This window comes from Devosia sp. (assembly GCF_040509215.1).
GTDB lineage: Bacteria > Pseudomonadota > Alphaproteobacteria > Rhizobiales > Devosiaceae > Devosia.
This window is the reverse complement of the sequence record NZ_JBEVLL010000041.1, coordinates 1-15572: the sequence shown is the minus strand read 5'-3', so window position 1 is coordinate 15572 and position 15572 is coordinate 1. Positions and strand designations below refer to the sequence as shown.

The 15572-nt window shown below is 63.4% G+C and carries 20 protein-coding genes; 6 read left to right on the top strand and 14 right to left on the bottom strand.

What is annotated here, in order from left to right; translation table 11 throughout:
* Positions 1-24 precede the first annotated feature (24 nt).
* Together ABW043_RS01990 and ABW043_RS01985 are read right to left on the bottom strand one after the other, a co-directional pair.
* Positions 25-318, bottom strand: coding sequence for a YkvA family protein (locus ABW043_RS01990; RefSeq protein WP_353919570.1), 294 nt, complete (start codon positions 316-318; stop codon positions 25-27).
* 63 nt (positions 319-381) lie between these two features.
* Entirely contained in the window at positions 382-594 is a 213-nt protein-coding gene (locus tag ABW043_RS01985; protein ID WP_353919569.1) for a DUF4287 domain-containing protein, read from the bottom strand.
* A gap of 142 nt (positions 595-736) precedes the next feature.
* On the opposite strand from ABW043_RS01985, the gene ispG reads away from it, so the two are divergent.
* A complete protein-coding gene (gene ispG / locus ABW043_RS01980; protein WP_353919568.1) occupies positions 737-1978 on the top strand; it encodes a flavodoxin-dependent (E)-4-hydroxy-3-methylbut-2-enyl-diphosphate synthase in 1242 nt (413 codons plus the stop codon).
* Positions 1979-2103: 125 nt separating this feature from the next.
* Here the strand turns inward: ispG and ABW043_RS01975 are convergent, their stop codons facing one another.
* The 5 genes from ABW043_RS01975 to ABW043_RS01955 form a co-directional block, all read right to left on the bottom strand.
* The gene (locus ABW043_RS01975) at positions 2104-2535 is read right to left on the bottom strand and encodes a PACE efflux transporter (RefSeq protein WP_353919567.1); all 432 of its coding nucleotides are present in this window, start codon (positions 2533-2535) and stop codon (positions 2104-2106) included.
* 107 nt (positions 2536-2642) lie between these two features.
* A complete protein-coding gene (locus ABW043_RS01970) occupies positions 2643-3284 on the bottom strand; it encodes a class I SAM-dependent methyltransferase (protein ID WP_353919566.1) in 642 nt (213 codons plus the stop codon).
* Positions 3281-3748: a YbaK/EbsC family protein gene (locus tag ABW043_RS01965; protein ID WP_353919565.1), complete on the bottom strand. Its 468-nt coding sequence runs from the start codon at positions 3746-3748 to the stop codon at positions 3281-3283. Before ABW043_RS01965 ends, ABW043_RS01970 begins: the two co-directional genes overlap by 4 nt.
* Positions 3749-3760: 12 nt before the next feature.
* Entirely contained in the window at positions 3761-4393 is a 633-nt protein-coding gene (locus ABW043_RS01960) for an MOSC domain-containing protein (protein ID WP_353919564.1), read from the bottom strand.
* Position 4394: 1 nt separating this feature from the next.
* Positions 4395-5297 (bottom strand): polyprenyl synthetase family protein, encoded by a 903-nt coding sequence (locus ABW043_RS01955; RefSeq protein ID WP_353919563.1) that lies wholly within the window; start codon positions 5295-5297, stop codon positions 4395-4397.
* An 84-nt stretch (positions 5298-5381) separates the two neighbouring features.
* On the opposite strand from ABW043_RS01955, the gene ABW043_RS01950 reads away from it, so the two are divergent.
* Entirely contained in the window at positions 5382-6095 is a 714-nt protein-coding gene (locus ABW043_RS01950; protein WP_353919562.1) for a biosynthetic peptidoglycan transglycosylase, read from the top strand.
* Here the strand turns inward: ABW043_RS01950 and ABW043_RS01945 are convergent.
* The 3 genes from ABW043_RS01945 to ABW043_RS01935 form a co-directional block, all read right to left on the bottom strand.
* A complete protein-coding gene (locus tag ABW043_RS01945) occupies positions 6092-7063 on the bottom strand; it encodes a prephenate/arogenate dehydrogenase family protein (protein WP_353919561.1) in 972 nt (323 codons plus the stop codon). The two genes, ABW043_RS01950 and ABW043_RS01945, sit on opposite strands and share 4 nt — an antisense overlap.
* Complete coding sequence (hisC, locus tag ABW043_RS01940; protein WP_353919560.1) at positions 7060-8154, bottom strand: histidinol-phosphate transaminase; 1095 nt, start codon at positions 8152-8154, stop codon at positions 7060-7062. The genes ABW043_RS01945 and hisC overlap by 4 nt, the downstream gene beginning before the upstream one ends.
* Positions 8155-8227: 73 nt before the next feature.
* Complete coding sequence (locus ABW043_RS01935) at positions 8228-8959, bottom strand: class I SAM-dependent methyltransferase (RefSeq protein ID WP_353919559.1); 732 nt, start codon at positions 8957-8959, stop codon at positions 8228-8230.
* Positions 8960-9043: 84 nt separating this feature from the next.
* Here ABW043_RS01935 and gloB point away from each other — a divergent pair, with 84 nt between their 5' ends.
* The 3 genes from gloB to ABW043_RS01920 all read left to right on the top strand — a co-directional run bounded on the left by gloB (position 9044) and on the right by ABW043_RS01920 (position 10741).
* A complete protein-coding gene (gene gloB, locus ABW043_RS01930; RefSeq protein WP_353919558.1) occupies positions 9044-9811 on the top strand; it encodes a hydroxyacylglutathione hydrolase in 768 nt (255 codons plus the stop codon).
* Positions 9811-10350 carry a GNAT family N-acetyltransferase gene (locus ABW043_RS01925; protein WP_353919557.1) on the top strand — a complete coding sequence of 180 codons (540 nt, stop codon included), beginning with the start codon at positions 9811-9813 and terminating at the stop codon, positions 10348-10350. The genes gloB and ABW043_RS01925 overlap by 1 nt, the downstream gene beginning before the upstream one ends.
* Before the next feature lie 139 nt (positions 10351-10489).
* Positions 10490-10741, top strand: coding sequence for a hypothetical protein (locus ABW043_RS01920; RefSeq protein ID WP_353919556.1), 252 nt, complete (start codon positions 10490-10492; stop codon positions 10739-10741).
* Positions 10742-10803: 62 nt separating this feature from the next.
* Here ABW043_RS01920 and ABW043_RS01915 read toward each other — a convergent pair whose 3' ends face one another.
* From ABW043_RS01915 to ABW043_RS01900, 4 genes are all read right to left on the bottom strand, one after another.
* On the bottom strand, positions 10804-11253 hold the full coding sequence (locus ABW043_RS01915) for a hypothetical protein (RefSeq protein WP_353919555.1): 450 nt from the start codon (positions 11251-11253) through the stop codon (positions 10804-10806).
* Between the two features lie 58 nt (positions 11254-11311).
* Positions 11312-12211: a 2-dehydropantoate 2-reductase gene (locus ABW043_RS01910; protein WP_353919554.1), complete on the bottom strand. Its 900-nt coding sequence runs from the start codon at positions 12209-12211 to the stop codon at positions 11312-11314.
* A gap of 187 nt (positions 12212-12398) precedes the next feature.
* Positions 12399-13457, bottom strand: coding sequence for a Gfo/Idh/MocA family protein (locus ABW043_RS01905; RefSeq protein WP_353919553.1), 1059 nt, complete (start codon positions 13455-13457; stop codon positions 12399-12401).
* A gap of 93 nt (positions 13458-13550) precedes the next feature.
* Positions 13551-15035, bottom strand: coding sequence for a GMC oxidoreductase (locus ABW043_RS01900; RefSeq protein ID WP_353919552.1), 1485 nt, complete (start codon positions 15033-15035; stop codon positions 13551-13553).
* A gap of 166 nt (positions 15036-15201) precedes the next feature.
* Between ABW043_RS01900 and ABW043_RS01895 the strand changes: the two genes are divergently transcribed.
* A partial coding sequence (locus ABW043_RS01895) for a sugar phosphate isomerase/epimerase family protein (protein WP_353919551.1) occupies positions 15202-15572 on the top strand: 371 nt, incomplete at its 3' end.

The window sequence follows — 15572 nt, the reverse complement described above, 5'->3', positions numbered from 1 at the left end:
TCATTTCCATCAATGCGTCAGCGATTACATGCGCCGCGCTTTGCCATCGACTGTCTTGCCATACTTGCCGGCGTAAACCGGAATGGGCAGGCGGGAGACGATCCAGCTGACCATCAGCGGCACGAGGATGATGTCGTCAACCCAGCCCAGGATCGGAATGAAATCGGGCAGGATGTCGAACGGATTGACCAGATAGAAGGCAACGAACAGCGTCGCCGCCTTCAGGTAAAACGGAGTCTCGGCGGCCCGAAAGGCCTTCCAGAGCTGCACGACTTCCTTGCGGAACAGGATGAGGCGGGGGAGGAGCATGTTCATCATGATCAATAAATGGCCCCGATGGCTTCTGGTTCAAGGGGAAGTCGATCACATCTCTGCGCCGGTCTAGTTAACGAGCCCGCCCTGCTCCTTGAGGAGCTTGTAGATGGCCATGGCGTGGCCATGTCCGAGCTTGTAATCGGCTTTGAGCCAATCCGTGATCTGCGTCGCCTTGGTCCCGGGTTTGGTAAAACCCTTTTCGGTGGCGAGGCGAATAAACTCGCTGGGGCTGACGCCGGTCTCTTTTTCGATATTGGTGAGATAAGCGGCGAAGGTCATGGCTTTTGCTCCTGTTCGACACCGCGACGAATGGCTCTTGTCGATTTCGACGGCCTGGCTGGGTCAACCCGTCACGCTATTGTCCAGTTGCGCGCGGAGAAGGGAAGGCCTATCTCGAATGCACGCGTGAATGAGGATGAAAATGGCCGGTCCAGCGCCGCGTAGGCAGTCAGTCGGGGTCAATGTCGGTGGTGTGATGGTTGGGGGCGGTGCGCCCGTCGTCGTCCAATCCATGACCAATACCGATACGGCCGATATCGACGCGACCGTGAAGCAGGTCATGCAACTGGCACGCGCCGGTTCGGAGATCGTGCGCATCACCGTTGATCGCGACGAGAGCGCCGCCGCCGTGCCGATCATTCGCGATCGTCTGGCCTTCATGGGCTATGACGTGCCGCTGGTCGGCGACTTTCATTATATCGGCCACAAGCTGCTCACCGACCATCCGGCCTGCGCCGAGGCGCTGGCAAAGTATCGCATCAATCCGGGCAATGTCGGGTTCAAGGCCAAGCGCGATACCCAGTTCGCGACGCTGATCGAGATTGCCAATCGCTATAACAAGCCGGTGCGCATCGGGGTCAATTGGGGCTCGCTCGACGAAGAGCTGCTCACCAAGCTGATGGACGAGAACGCGGTGTCGGATGCGCCGATTTCGGCTGCGGCGGTGCAGCGCGAGGCCATCATTCAGTCGGCGCTGCTCTCTGCTGCCCGTGCCGAAGAGCTGGGCATGCGCCGCGACCAGATTCTCCTCTCGACCAAGGTGTCGGATGTGCAGCATCTCATCGCCGTTTATCAGGACCTTGCCGCGCGGTGCGATTATGCGCTGCATCTGGGGCTGACCGAAGCGGGCATGGGCTCGAAGGGCATTGTCGCGTCGTCGGCGGCCCTGGGCATTCTGTTGCAGCAGGGCATCGGCGACACCATCCGTATTTCGCTGACGCCCGAGCCGGGTGGCGATCGAACGACCGAAGTAAAGGTCGCGCAGGAATTGTTGCAGACCATGGGCTTCCGGCAGTTCCTGCCGGTGGTGGCGGCTTGCCCCGGTTGTGGGCGCACCACCTCGAGCACTTTCCAGACGCTGGCCAAGGAAATTCAGGACCATCTCCATGTCTCGATGCCGGAATGGCGCGAGCGTTATCCGGGGGTCGAGACGCTGTCGGTGGCGGTGATGGGCTGCATCGTCAATGGACCGGGCGAGAGCAAGCACGCCAATATCGGCATTTCGCTGCCGGGCACCGGTGAAACCCCGGCGGCTCCCGTCTTTGTCGATGGGCAGAAGGTCGCGACGCTGCGCGGGGCCGATGTGGCCGATCAGTTCAAGGTGATGGTGGCCGACTATATCGAGCGCAAGTTCGGCACCGGACGGCAGAACGCCGCGGAATGAACGAGCGCAATCAAAGGCGAATTTTCTGGCTCGCCATGCTGATCATCGTGCTCGGGGCGTTAAAATTCACCGGGTATCTGGGATAGTCAAAAGGGGCGCTTTGGGCGCCCCTTGGTTCTAGTCGATCAGGCCTCTTTTGCCTTCCACTCGGGCAGCGGGAAGACCCGGTCATAGCCCCAGTTAAAGACGAAGGCGTAGCCCATGTAGAAGAGGGCAAGCGCGATATCCATGACCAGGGCCTGCCAGATGGAAATCTGCAGATACCAGGCAACGAGCGGCAGCATGATCATCAGAAGGCCAAGCTCGAACAGCACGGCATGGGCGACACGGATGCGTGTCGTCTTGGCGGTGCCGCCGGTGAGGCGCTGCATCGCGTGGTCGAAGCCGAGGTTGTAGACATAGTTCCAGAGCATGGCGACGGTGGCGCTGGCCACGACGATTACCGCGGAATCGCCGCTAGGCAAATGGAATGCAAAGGCCGCGAGCGGCGTTGCGATGATGATGCCGATGACCTCGAAACTGACGGCGTGGCGAATACGGTCGGCGGTGGTCCGCATGGGAAATCCCCTGTGGTTCCGGGCCGTCCCGAGCGCTGAACCCTTAGTGGGGGAGGTCGTCCTCGCTTGGCTGTGGATATAGGATTTTCCCGATTTTCCGGCAAGCGCTATGGGGCATTTCCGATATTCCCCGGACGCAGGGCGAAGACGCCAGCCCGAACCGGCGCGCCACCGCCCATGTCGGGCACGGTATATTCGGCGAGCAGGTCCAGATGATCGAGCGGCAGGTCGCGGCGGAACGGATCGCCCACGAGGATTTTTGTGTGGGTCGCGGCGGCCGCGAGGATGGGCAGGGTGTGGCGGGTGACGGAGGTGTCGTAGAAGACGTCACCGGCGAGGATGAGGTCGACTTCGGGCAGGGTAGGCTGGGTCCACGAGGCAATCTCGATGCCATTGGCTTTGGCATTGAGCATCATGGCGGCGTGGGCATTGGGGTCGGGCTCGATGGCCCAGATTTTTGTCGCGCCAGCCCGGGCGGCGGCGATGCCGACAAGGCCGGAGCCGGCGCCGAAATCGAGCACGGTTTTGCCGGCGACGGTTTCAGGATGGTCCTGGAGATAGAGCGCCAGCACGGCGCCGCCGGCCCAGGCATAGGCCCAATAGGGCGGCTCATCGGCGCGGCCCTGCTGGGCCAGAAAGCCAATCAGCCCGCTTTGCGGGGTGGGGCGATAGAGCGAAATGTCGGGGCGGAAGGGGAGCGGCGCCAGGCTGAAACGCTGGCGGATGAACTCTTCCGGGGACAGGCTCACTCCGGAAGCTGGCAAGCATCCACCCACTTGTTGCCGCAGAGTTCGGCGAGGCGGTCGACGCTCAATTTGACCGAGGCGTGCGTGTCGCCGCCGGCGGGAATGACGAGGTCGTAAATCCTGAGCGAGGCGTCGAGATAGATCGGCAGCGGCGCGGGGAGGCCGAAGGGGCAGACGCCGCCGACCTGATGGCTCGTGAGGCGCAGGACGTCTTCAGCGCCGAGCATGCGTGGGCGGCCGCCGAAGGCGGATTTGGATTTCTGGTTGTCGAGGCGGGCATCGCCGCGGGTGACCAGCAGCACTCCCTCGTCGCGGATGCGAATGCAGAGGGTTTTGGCGATCTGACCGGGCTCGACGCCGTGTACTTCGGCTGCAAGTTGCACCGTGGCAGTGGAATTGTCGGTCACTTCAACGGCGAGGTCGGGCGCGCGGGCGGCAAGGTCGGTGCGGACGGATTCGAGGCTCATCGGCAAAACAACTCAAAAAAGGTCCGCAAGGCGGGTTTCGTATTTGAAGCGGGTCTTTTCCCGGATCGGCGTCGTCACCGCGCGGCGCATGAAATCGAGCGGCAGGTCCTTCGAGGTATCGAAGGACATCAGCTCGGACACCGTCACGCGCTCGCCCGCATAGGGCGTCACGGTGATGTCCATTCCGGCCTCGATCGTGCCGGGATTGAGCACGCGGCAATAGGCGCCGGGGCGGTTGGCGCGGTGGAAGCGCTTGACCCAGAATTTGTCGCCCATCTTGGCGGCGAAGGTCATGCAGGGCGTGCGGTGGTAAGTGACTTCCAAGAGGCAGTCGCCCATCTCAAAGCGGTCGCCAATGGCCGTATCGGCGCTGATGGGGCCCTGGATGACGAGGTTTTCGCCGAAGAGGCCCGGTGTGGAGGCGACGCCTTCCCTGGCCCACCAGTCATAATCGCCCTGGAAATAGACGTAGATGGCCTGATCGGAACCGCCGTGGTGCTTGCGATCGAGGATGGCGTCTTCGGCAATGCCTTGCGGGCCGATGGCGACGGGGCCGGATATCGCGCGCTTGTTGATGCCGGTGAGCGGGCTATAGCCCTCGATGTGTTCCGCCTTGCCGGTGCAGACAGCGAGGAGCTTTGCCATGCTACTTCTCCCGGCTCGCAAAGTATTTTGCCGTGGCGCGCAGGCCATCGGCCTTGGGGCCAAAGGTGCGCAGCGCCAGAATGGCTTCGTTGACCGTGTCGCTGAGCACTTTTCGGGCGCCATCGACGCCGAGTTTTGAAACGAGCGTCTGCTTGCCGGCTTCGGCGTCCTTGCCGGTCGCCTTGCCCATGGCTTCGGGCGTGGCGGTGACGTCCAAAATGTCGTCGGCGAGCTGGAAGGCGCGGCCGGCGGCTTCGGCATAGGCGGTCATGGCCGAAAGGGCGCGGGGATCGGCGCCGCCGAGAATGGCGCCCATGCGGACGCTGGCGCGGATCAGGGCGCCGGTTTTCATCGCCTGCATGATGGAGATTTCGCCTTCGGAGAAACCGCCTTTTTCCCCTTCGATATCGCGCATCTGGCCGCCGACCATGCCGCCGGCGCCGCTGCCCAGAGCTAGTTCGGTGACGAGGCGGATGCGCACGGCGGGATCGGCATGGCAGGAGGCGTCGCCGAGGACGGCGAAGGCGTGGGTGAGAAGGGCGTCGCCGGCCAGGATGGCGGAGGCCTCGTCAAATGCCTTGTGAACAGTGGGGCGGCCGCGGCGCAGGTCGTCGTCGTCCATCGCTGGCAGGTCGTCGTGGATCAGCGAATAGCAGTGCACCATTTCGACGGCGAGGCCGGTCAGCAGCGAGGAAGAGGGCGGTAGTGAGAAGATGGCCGCGGCCTGGCGGACAAGCAGGGGACGCAGGCGCTTGCCGCCTTCGAGCGCGCCGTGGCGCATGGCGGCGACGACGCGGTCGGCCGCCGGGCCGGGGCCGGAGAGCCGCGCACCGGTCAGAAAATCGGAAAGACCGGCCTCAACGGCGCGGGCGCAATCGGCACTGTCGGCGGAAAAGTCGTACATGGCTCGTTGCTAACCCGTTGGCATGAAGGCTTCAAGGGGACTTCCGGCCTTGGCCGCCACACCAACTGCGGCTATCACCATGCCATGGCACGAAAAGCATCCAAGGGTATTTGGCGGGCACTGCGCTTTCTCGGCACCGTCATTGCGGTGCTGGTCGCCATTCCGCTGGTGCTAACGCCGGTTTATCTGGTCGTTGCCCCCATTTCAGTGCCGATGCTGGAGCGCTATGTCACCGGTCGGCCGGTGGTGCGGATATGGCGCGATATCGACGATATTTCGGACCGGTTGAAGGCTTCCATCATTCTCTCGGAAGATGGGCAATTCTGCCGTCATTGGGGTGTCGATGTTGGTGCCTTGCAGGCCGAAATCGATAATTTCATTGCCGGCGAGCCGACGCGGGGGGCCTCGACGCTGACCATGCAGGTGGCGCGGAACCTCTTTCTCTGGAACGATCCCGACCCAATTCGAAAAGCCCTGGAAGTGCCGCTGGCGGTCTATCTCGACCTGATCCTGCCCAAGAAGCGGATCATGGAGATCTATCTCAACATCGCCGAATGGGGGCCGCGGGGCGAGTTCGGCGTGGCCGCCGGGAGCGAACGAGCCTTCGGGCGGGAGCCGCAGAATCTTGATTGGCGCACGGCGAGTTTGCTGGCGGTGACGCTGCCCAATCCAATCGTGAGGAATCCAGCGCGGCCCAACGCGGGGCTGCTCAGGGTTGCCGGGATCGTCGAGGAGAGGGCGCGCACCTATGGGGAGCGCGCCAACTGCGTGGGGAAGAACGGTCGGCTCGACCTTTAGGCGTCGTCGCCGCCGCCATGTTCGCGGACGATGGCCGTTTCTGGCGTCGGCGGGGTTTCGTGCGGACGGCCGAAGTCGGGCGCGGCGGTTTCCTGGCCGGCATTGATGATCGAGCGGCGGATGGCGCGGGTGCGGGTGAACATGGCTTCGAGCGAGTCGCCATCGCCAGTGCGCACGGCGCGCTGAAGCACCGAAAGATCCTCAAGGAAGCGACCGAGCATTTCGAGCACCGCGTCGCGATTGGTCAGGAAAACGTCGCGCCACATGACCGGGTCGGAAGCGGCAATGCGGGTGAAATCGCGGAAGCCGGAGGCCGAAAACTTGATGACTTCGGACTGGGTCGCGGTTTCAAGATCAGCGACGGTGCCCACGATATTGTAGGCGACGAGGTGCGGAATGTGGCTGGTGATGGCCAGCACCATGTCGTGGTGCGCCGCGTCCATGATCTCGACCTGCGAACCCATGGCGGCCCAGAAGCCGGCAAGCTTTTCGGTCTGTGCCGCGGGCACTTCGGCGCCCGGCGTCAGGACGCACCAGCGACCGGCGAAGAGCTCCGGGAAACCGGCGGAGGGGCCGGAATGCTCGGTGCCGGCAATCGGGTGGCCGGGGATGAAATGCACATTGGCCGGCAGATGCGGGGCAACAACCTTGACGACGTGCTCCTTGACCGAACCGACGTCGGAGACGATGGCGCCCGGTTCGAGGGCGGGGGCGATGGCTTTTGCCAGCGCGTCATAGGCGCCGACGGGTGCGCAGAGAATGACGAGGTCGGCGCCGCGTACGGCTTCGGCGGCGTCGAGGGTGTAGATATCGCCGAGGCCAAGTTCGCGCGCTTCATCCAGTGTTTCCTGGCGGCGGGTCGAGATGGAGATGACATCCACGAGACCCTGGCGACGGGCGGCGAGGGCGATGGACGAACCGATGAGGCCGATGCCGATCAGGGCTAGCTTGCGAAAGTGGGTGCTCATTGGGAGATCACCATGGATTTGAGGATTTTTGCGACGCCGCGCATGGCGTCTTCGGAGCCGATGGAGATGCGCAGGCCCGTGGGAATGCCATAGGACTTGCCGACTTCGCGCACGATGTAGCCGCCCTCCATCAAGGTGTCGAAGGCGCGGGCAGCGGTTTCGGCGTCGGGGAAGAGCACTAGGATGAAATTGGCCTGGCTCGGCAGCACGCGCATGGCGTTGCCGCTGAGTTCGACCGTCAGCCATTCGCGCCACGTGGCATTGTGCTCGCGCAGCTTGGCGTTGAATTCGACGTCGCGAGTTGCGGCGGCGCCGGCCAATTGGGCGGGCAGGTTGACGTTGAAGGGGCCGCGAATGCGGTGGATCGCATCGGTCACGTGATCAGGGGCGACCATCCAGCCGATGCGAGCGGCGGCAAGGCCCATCTTGGAGAAGGTGCGGACCATGACGACGTTTTCGGCTTCGCCGACGAGGTCGAGGCCGACGGAATAGTCGGCGGCCGTGACATATTCGGCATAGGCGCTGTCGATGACGAGCAGGATGTCGGGGCGGAGGGCGGCATGGAGCCGGCGCACCTCGGCATCGCTGAGATAGGTGCCAGTCGGATTATTGGGATTGGCGAGCCAGATCACCTTGGTCCGTTCGGTGACGGCGGCGAGGAGCGCGTCGACATCGGCGGTGTAATCGGTTTCGTCGACCATGACCATCTTTGCGCCGGCCGCCATGGTGATGATCGGATAGACCGAGAAGCCGTAGCGGTTCATCACCGCCTCGTTGCCTTCGCCAAGGTAGGTCTGGGCGAGGAGGTGCAACAGGTCGTCTGAGCCATTGCCGCAGATGATGCGGGCGGGATCGACGCCGTGCACTTCGCCGAGGGCTTCGCGCAGCAGGCGCGAGGAACCTTCGGGGTAGATTTCGAGGTGCTGCGCAGCGCTCGCAAAGGCAGCCACGGCCTTGGGGCTGGCGCCGAGCGGGGATTCATTGGCTGAGAGTTTTATCGCCTTGCTGCCCGGCGCGCCGGATTTGCCCGGCAGATAGGGCGCGATATCCAAAATTCCGGGCTGCGGAGTGGGGCGAGTGGGAGCGGTCATGACGCACTTTTATGACAGGCAGGAAAGGCCGCGCGGACCATATGCAAAGCGGGGAATAAAGGCAAAGGCTCTCTCAGCTTGAGCGGGCGGTTGCCGCGGAAAGGCCTGGGAGGCGCACATAGCGTTCGGCACGCTTGCGGCGGGGCACGGCGGGGAAGGCTTCCTTGCGGGCCCTTACGCAGATGACCCCGCTCATCGGCGGGCCGAAGAGGCGGCCGATGCGCTCGAAGAAGCGGGCGGAACGCAGGACGAGCGAGGACTGGATGGGTGGCATGAAGAGGCCATCGCGCCAGGCTTCGGGCACGAAGCTGTGGTCGCGCAGCAGCTTTTCAAGCTGACCACCCGAATAGGGGACGCCTTGCCCGAAAGGGGTCACGTCGCGCTGGGCCCAGATGCCGCGGCGGCGTGGCACGACCAGCACGAGGTGACCATTGGGTGCGGTGACACGCCAGAGTTCGCGCATCAGTTCCTCGGCATCGGCGACATGCTCGAGGGCATGAACGGCGATGGTGATGTCGATTGAGGCGTCCGCGAGCGGCATTTCGAGGGGATCACAGAGGACGGTGTGCGACGGGCCTTCGCGCGGCCAGGCCGAGGCGCCCTGACGCTCGGGCATGAAGGCGAGGACGCGCTCGGCCGGAGCGAGGGCGAAGCGCAGATAGGGGGTGGCAAAGCCGAGGCCGAGGACGCGGCGGCCCTTGAGATCGCCGGAGAGGCCAATGATCTGCTCGCGCACCAAAGCGCGGGAGATGCGCCCCAAAGGCGATTTGTAATAGGCGATCAGGCGGCCGATATCGCTGCTCATGAATCAAGTCTAGCCAAAGCCATGCGGGTTGTCATCGCGGGGTATCGGACCTAGCCTTCCCTCACCCAAGAAAAGGAGCCACAGATGGCCGTGATCGTCGACGTCTTTCCCGCCCGCCAGGACAATTTCGGCTATCTCATCCATGACGAGGCGACGGGCCGCACGGCCGCACTCGATGCGCCGGAAGCGGCGGCGATCCGCAATGCCTTGCACATGCGTGGCTGGACGCTCAGCGACATTTTCATCACCCATCATCATCTCGATCATGTCGAAGGCATTGGGGAATTGAAGGCCGCTTTCGGCAGCCGGGTGGTGGGTCCGCGGGCGGAGGCGGACAAGATCGAGGGGCTCGATGAACTGGTCGGCGATGGCGACCGGGTCATGCTGGGCGAGACCGCGTTCGACATCATCGAAACACCAGGCCATACGCTTGGGCACATCGTTTATCATGATGCTGCAAACAAACATCTCTTCTCGGCAGATGCGCTGTTTTCGCTCGGTGTTGGACGGATGTTCGAGGGGACGCCGGGGCCGATGTGGGCGGGACTGGAGCGGCTGCGGGCGCTGCCGGATGAGACGCTGGTTTATTGCGGGCACGAATATACCGAGAGCAATGCGCGGTTCGCCTTGAGTGTCGATCCCGACAATCTGGCGCTGCAGGCGCGGGCGGCGGAAGTGAAGGCGCTACGACTGGCGGGGAAGGCGACCATTCCGTTCGAACTGGGCGAGGACAAGCGGGCCAATCCGTTCCTCAGGGCCGATGCGCCGGAACTGGCGCGCTACTATGGCATTGAAGGAAAAGAGGCTTTTGAGGTTTTTGCGGCCATCCGCAAGGGCAAGGACAATTTCTGATGAGCGACAAGCTGACCTTCAAGCCGGTGACGGACAAGACGGTCGGCGATTTCGAAAAGCTGTTTTCCGCCAAGGGCAGCCCCAGCTATTGCTGGTGCATGGCCTGGCGGGCGACGCCAGAGGAGATCAAGAACAGTTCGCGGCCCCTGCGGAAAAAGCAGATGCTTGGGCGCATTGCCGACGGGGTGCAGGTGGGGTTGCTGGCCTATGAGGAGGGCGAGCCGATCGGCTGGATATCCCTGGCGCCAAAGGAGAATTTCCGCAAGCTCGGTGGCGTGGAGGAGAGCGATGGAGTGTGGTCGCTGACCTGCATGTTCGTGCCGCGGGCCCGGCGCGGGGAGGGGCTGGCCAATGCGTTTATCAAGGGCGCGGCAGCCTATGTGAAGAAACAAGGCGGCAAACTGCTGGAGGCCTATCCGGTCGACCCGGATTCCCCGAGTTACCGCTATATGGGTTTCGTTCCGGCCTTCGAGCGGGCCGGTTTTGCCGAGACGGGCCGCGAGGGGAAGCGGCGGCATGTGATGCAGCTTTCGCTGTGAGCCCATCACATTTTGGGATCCCAAATCGTTAACAGACTGTTAACGTCTGGCACGCGCCTTGCACCTTGATGTGCAGGGGCCGGTTGATCCGTTTCAAAGTGGAACAACTGGCCCTCGATGACACAGGCGGGAGACCAGAATGAGCGAGATTGAAACACAGCGGACGCAGCTTCCCGTACCGGTCACGGTAGCGGGCCCGCGACCCTCACTCGCCTGGAGCGCGCCGACTGCCGCCTTTGTCAGCCAGTTGATTGCGGCGCGAGAACACCTGCCGAGCCAACGTGAGCGCCGGACGGCGAGTGTCGACCGGGCCGTGGGGGCCTATCGGCAGGGTGCCGGGGTTGCCGTGAAGCGGATGCCGGAAGGGTATCGCAAGACCGTCGTCGTCTGATCGGTACAAAAAGAAATCCCCGCCCGATGAGCGGGGATTTTGCTTTTCAGGGCGAGCTGGCTTCAGCTCATTGATACGTCGCGGCTGGCGCTGGTGATGGAGACAGTGAAGCCGGCGACGACGTCGATCAGGCTCATGACCATCAGCAGGAAGAAGACCGAGCTGGACGCGGCGCCCACCAGCAGGAATTCGATGAGGAAGACCACGAAGAGCAGCATGGAAAGCATATGCTCGATGATGGAATTGCGCGCTGTCTGGGTCGATTTCAGCACTTCGAAGAACAGCGCCAGAATGCCGACCACGAGCAGCAGATCGCCGGCGGTGATGGCCCAGGGCATGCCCGAGGGCATGGGGATGGAGAAAAGACCTGCGCCCCAATTGACCGGATTGCCGCCGAAGAAAACGAAGACGGCGATATTGTAGAGCACGAAGGGAACGACCAGCAGCGGCACGATGAACGTGTTGCCGCGGCGCGGTGCGTGATGAGTGGGCAGGACGACGGTTTCCGTCATGAAGGCCTCCGGTTGGTGCCCGAAAGATGCCAGAGGAATAAGGCGGGCGGAAGAGAGCTTAGCGCGGTGTTTTTTCGATCCACGGCGCGCCGGAGGCGGTGAGGAGTGTCACCAGCACCTTGTTCATCGGCGTGGGGATGCCGTGCTTCTGGCCGAGCCGGACGATGACGCCATTGCGGGCGTCCACTTCCATGGGGTGACCGGCGAGGCGATCGGCATGGAGCGAGCCGCCGGAGCTGCCTTCGGGCATATTGCGCGAATTGCCGATGGCCTGTTCGACGAAGTCGTCGGGGATGGTTGCGCCTTCGGCGCGCCCGACCGCGGCACATTCCTCGACGATGCCGCGGACGATAGCTTCGAGGTCGGGGTTCCAGGCGGGGCCGGTGGCGCGCAGGGTCAGCGAGGGCACGATGGCGATGGAATTGCCGGTGAGCTTCAGCCAGGCCTGCGAGACGAAATCGGCGTGGGCTGCTGCTTCGATCTCGGTTTTGGCAAAGAGGGCGGAAAAATCCTCGCCGTTCTGGCCGGCAGGCACGGAGATGATGCCGTGGCGGTGCTGGGCGATGCGGCCGGGGGCGCTGCGGGCGGCGGGCAGGTTGATGATGACGGGGACAATGCGGGCGGCGGGCACGAGATGCTCGAACAGGCGCTCGTGCTCGACCCCGTTCTGGATGATGGCGACGCGGGTGTGGTCGGCAAGAAGATGGTCGAGCCAGGGTTTTGTCGCGTCGGCGTCATAGGTCTTGGTGGCGATGAGGACCCAATCGACGGGCGTGCCATCGGCCGGCTTGGTGATGATCTTTGGCTTTGCCGTGATCAGTCCCTGGGGTGTTTCGACCTGCAGATCGTCAAAGGGGGTTCGCGCGCAGACGGTGACCTCGATGGATGGGTCCTGGGCAAGCCAGGCTGCCACCGTGCCGCCAATGGCGCCGGGTCCGATGAGGGCGATGGTGGTCATGGAAAACTCCGGAGGCAATGAGGCGGCGGGATAGCTAGCACTATGCCTGCCGTGGGTGACAGTGCAAATGGCTATATTTCGCCAGCAGCTGGCGCAGCGCCCCCACCCTTAATCCCTCCCCACAAGGGGGAGGGAATGAGGGTGGGGTGACGGGAGCCACGAAGCCCCAGCGGTGCGCGCCTGAATCCTAGAGCTTTACCGCGAGACCCGTGCGCACGCTCTCGTCGGCCGCGAGGCAGATGTTGAGCGAGGTGACGGCGTCGTTCATGTGGCGGGTGAGGTCAAAGTTCTCGGTGATGGCGCGGTAGACGAAGTCTTGTTCGCGATCGCAGAGACCCTGATGGTCGGGTTCGCCATGCATGTCGAGCCAGTCGTCGGGGCGGGCGGGCTTGTTGTTGCCATCAAGGCCCGCGTGGTGGACGAGGATACGCGAAGTCTGGGTGTGGGCGTTGATATCGGCCGAGGCGGCGCCCTGGTCCATGACGATGGAGACCGAGCCATTGGGCGAGATGACGTCCTTCACGAAGAAGGCGGTTTCCGACATCATCGGGCCCCAGCCCGCTTCGTACCAGCCGACGCTGCCATCATCGAACAGCACCTGGAAGTGGCCGTAATTATACATGCCCTGCGGCAGGCCCTTGGCGAGGTTGACGCCCATGCCACGCACTTCGACGGGCTTTGCGTCGGTGATCTGGCACATGACGTCGACATAGTGCACGCCGCAATCGACGATGGGCGAGGTGGTCTGCATGATCGAGCGGTGAATGTCCCAGGCGGGGCCCGAGGACTGCTGATTGAGATTCATGCGGAAGACATAGGGGCCGCCGAGGTTTCTCGATTCCTCGATCAGCTTGGTCCAGGAGGGGTGGTGGCGGAGGATATAGCCGATGACAACTTTTTTGTTATTCGCCACGGCTGTGTCGACGACACGCTGGGCATCGGCGACGGTGGCGGCGAGCGGCTTTTCGACGAAGACATGGGCGCCCGATTCAAGGGCGGCCACGGCATAGTCGGCATGGGTATTGGTGTGGGTTGCGATCGAGACGACGTCGGGCCTGAACTCGGCGAGAGCGGCCGCGTAGTCGTTGCGGATGGGATAGCCGTTCAGCTCGGCGGGCAGGGTGGGGGCCGAGCGATTGACGAGGCCGACGATCTCGAAGCCGGGATGGGTGTGATAGGCAATGGCGTGGCTACGGCCCATCTGGCCAAGGCCGACGACCAATACCTTCAATTTCGTGTTGGTCATTTCGGGTCTCCTGAAGGTTTGGTTCGGCCTTGTTAGGTCATCCCAGGATGGGCCCCGGCCTTCGCCGGGGTGACAGCCCGCGGGTGGACGAAATCAAGCAGTGCGGCGTTCTTTGGCGATCTGGCGGGCGCCGAAGGTGGCCAGAGCAGTCGAATAAAGCGTCGGATTGGTGGCGGTCACGGTGGGAATGACGCCATTGCCGGCGACATAGAGATTGTCAAAGCCCCAAACGCGGCTGTTGCGATCGCAGACGCTGGTGCCATCGTCCTTTTCGCCCATGCGGACGGTGCCCTGATAGTGCAAGGAGCTGCCGACGGGCTGCACGAAGGTGGCGAAGCCGGGGGCAGGGCGGCCGATGATTTCGGCAACTTTCAGCGCGGTTTCCTTGGCCCATTCCAGGCGCTTCTTGTCACCCTCGGACTGGGTCCAGCGGATGGAAATGCTCGGGAGGCCGTGCCAGTCGAGTTTGGTGTCGTCGAAGGCGATGTGGTTCTTCTCGTCGATATCGGCCGGGCAGAAGACGCCCATGCCGATGGGCTGGCCGAAAAGCTCCGAGGACTTTGGCATGGTGTGGAGGCTCGCCGGAGCGATGGTCACCGAGAAAGGCAGTTCGTTGGTGGCCGGAATCCAGCTCATTGCCTTCATCGGCACATTGGTGTCGAGTTCGGCGATCTGCGAGACGATGTAGTGGTCGTTGATATAGCGGCCAAGCGCGGCAGGGCGGATGCCCGAGGCATGGAGGAGCTGGGGCGTGTGGAGGGCGTCGCAGGCGACGACGACGGCGCCGGCGGACAGGGTCCAGGTTTCGTCAGTGCCGGTGCGGGCGAGGACGACGCCGGTGGCGCGGCCGCCTTCATAATTGATCTTGCGGCAGGTGGTTTCAGCCAGGATGCGGAACGTGTCTTCGGACTCTTTTACGAGGTCGCCGAGGACGACGTCGGTGCCGTGCCAGCGGGGGCCATCGGCGCCGGGCGTGGCGGCCATGGGCATGGGCTGGACGACGCGGTCGGGCGAGCGACCGGGATTGAATTCGGCGCCGAGGCGTTCGCGCATGGTGACGGCGATGGGATCGGGACCGCGCGGGTCCTTGTGGACGCCGAGAAGACCCTCGGCGGTGCGGAGGGCCGCGTCGAGTTCAGCGGCAGGGATGAAGGGGACGCGTTCGGCTTCAGACGGGGTCGGCGTGCCGGTCGACCATTTGGTGCCCATGCCGCCGACATTGGCGGCGGAGAACCCGGCAAAGAGGCCTTCGCCATCGTCGCCCTCATTGGCGATGAAGAGGCCGGAGCGACGGAGGAGGGATGCATCGAAACCGCCGGCGCGGCGGGCTTCCCATTCTTCCTTGCTGATCGACATGCGCGCAGTGCGGTCGCCGCCCTGGGCGAGAATTTCAAGCTCGGCGCGCTTGTCGAGATCGAGCACATTGTCGAGATGGCCGCCAACTTCGGGCAGGATCTGCGGGCCGGCTTCGACGATCACGATGCGGGCCTCGGGCCAGTCGCGGCGAATGATCCGCGCATAGGCGCTGCCGGTGGGGCCGCTGCCAATGATCACGACATCGGTGGAAGAGATGGGCATCGCGATTTTCCGTCGAAAGTGCTGGTATGCAATTGGTATCAATGGTTCTAATTGGTATGTAAAGTCAGAATGCGACGTTGCAAAAAATTCTCATCCAATTGGACGCATGTCCCGGCCCCGAAACCGGTATCCCCTTTCGAGGGACATGCTTTTAGGAGCGCCCGAAATGAAGATTGGCCTGTCATCCTACAGTTTCCGTCCCATGCTGGCCGACGGCCGGATGACGCTGGAAACGCTGTTCGACTGGCTGCAAGAACATGGGGCGGAACACCTTGAGGTCGCGACGTTCTCCTTTGCGACGCCGGGGACGGAAGCGGGCTATGACCTGAGCCGGGACGAGGACGTTTTGAAGCGGCTTGAGGCTTCGGTGGCGCGGACGGGTGTGCCGATTTCGGGCTTTTGCCTTGGCGCGAGCTTTCTGCAAGGCGAGGGGCGGCAGGCGCAGATTGACATGGTGAAGCGCCATGTCGAGCTTTGCGTGCGGTTCGGCGCGAAGTTTCTGCGCCATGATGTGGTGACGTGGGCGCTGCGGCTGAC

Excerpts from the sequence above, each read along its gene's own strand:
- ABW043_RS01990 (WP_353919570.1), bottom strand. The coding sequence starts at position 318 with ATGATGAACATGCTCCTCCCCCGCCTCATCCTGTTCCGCAAGGAAGTC.
- ABW043_RS01985 (WP_353919569.1), bottom strand. The coding sequence starts at position 594 with ATGACCTTCGCCGCTTATCTCACCAATATCGAAAAAGAGACCGGCGTC.
- ispG (WP_353919568.1), top strand. The coding sequence starts at position 737 with ATGGCCGGTCCAGCGCCGCGTAGGCAGTCAGTCGGGGTCAATGTCGGT.
- ABW043_RS01975 (WP_353919567.1), bottom strand. The coding sequence starts at position 2,535 with ATGCGGACCACCGCCGACCGTATTCGCCACGCCGTCAGTTTCGAGGTC.
- ABW043_RS01965 (WP_353919565.1), bottom strand. The coding sequence starts at position 3,748 with ATGAGCCTCGAATCCGTCCGCACCGACCTTGCCGCCCGCGCGCCCGAC.
- ABW043_RS01960 (WP_353919564.1), bottom strand. The coding sequence starts at position 4,393 with ATGGCAAAGCTCCTCGCTGTCTGCACCGGCAAGGCGGAACACATCGAG.
- ABW043_RS01955 (WP_353919563.1), bottom strand. The coding sequence starts at position 5,297 with ATGTACGACTTTTCCGCCGACAGTGCCGATTGCGCCCGCGCCGTTGAG.
- ABW043_RS01950 (WP_353919562.1), top strand. The coding sequence starts at position 5,382 with ATGGCACGAAAAGCATCCAAGGGTATTTGGCGGGCACTGCGCTTTCTC.
- ABW043_RS01945 (WP_353919561.1), bottom strand. The coding sequence starts at position 7,063 with ATGAGCACCCACTTTCGCAAGCTAGCCCTGATCGGCATCGGCCTCATC.
- hisC (WP_353919560.1), bottom strand. The coding sequence starts at position 8,154 with ATGACCGCTCCCACTCGCCCCACTCCGCAGCCCGGAATTTTGGATATC.
- ABW043_RS01935 (WP_353919559.1), bottom strand. The coding sequence starts at position 8,959 with ATGAGCAGCGATATCGGCCGCCTGATCGCCTATTACAAATCGCCTTTG.
- gloB (WP_353919558.1), top strand. The coding sequence starts at position 9,044 with ATGGCCGTGATCGTCGACGTCTTTCCCGCCCGCCAGGACAATTTCGGC.
- ABW043_RS01925 (WP_353919557.1), top strand. The coding sequence starts at position 9,811 with ATGAGCGACAAGCTGACCTTCAAGCCGGTGACGGACAAGACGGTCGGC.
- ABW043_RS01920 (WP_353919556.1), top strand. The coding sequence starts at position 10,490 with ATGAGCGAGATTGAAACACAGCGGACGCAGCTTCCCGTACCGGTCACG.
- ABW043_RS01915 (WP_353919555.1), bottom strand. The coding sequence starts at position 11,253 with ATGACGGAAACCGTCGTCCTGCCCACTCATCACGCACCGCGCCGCGGC.
- ABW043_RS01910 (WP_353919554.1), bottom strand. The coding sequence starts at position 12,211 with ATGACCACCATCGCCCTCATCGGACCCGGCGCCATTGGCGGCACGGTG.
- ABW043_RS01905 (WP_353919553.1), bottom strand. The coding sequence starts at position 13,457 with ATGACCAACACGAAATTGAAGGTATTGGTCGTCGGCCTTGGCCAGATG.
- ABW043_RS01900 (WP_353919552.1), bottom strand. The coding sequence starts at position 15,035 with ATGCCCATCTCTTCCACCGATGTCGTGATCATTGGCAGCGGCCCCACC.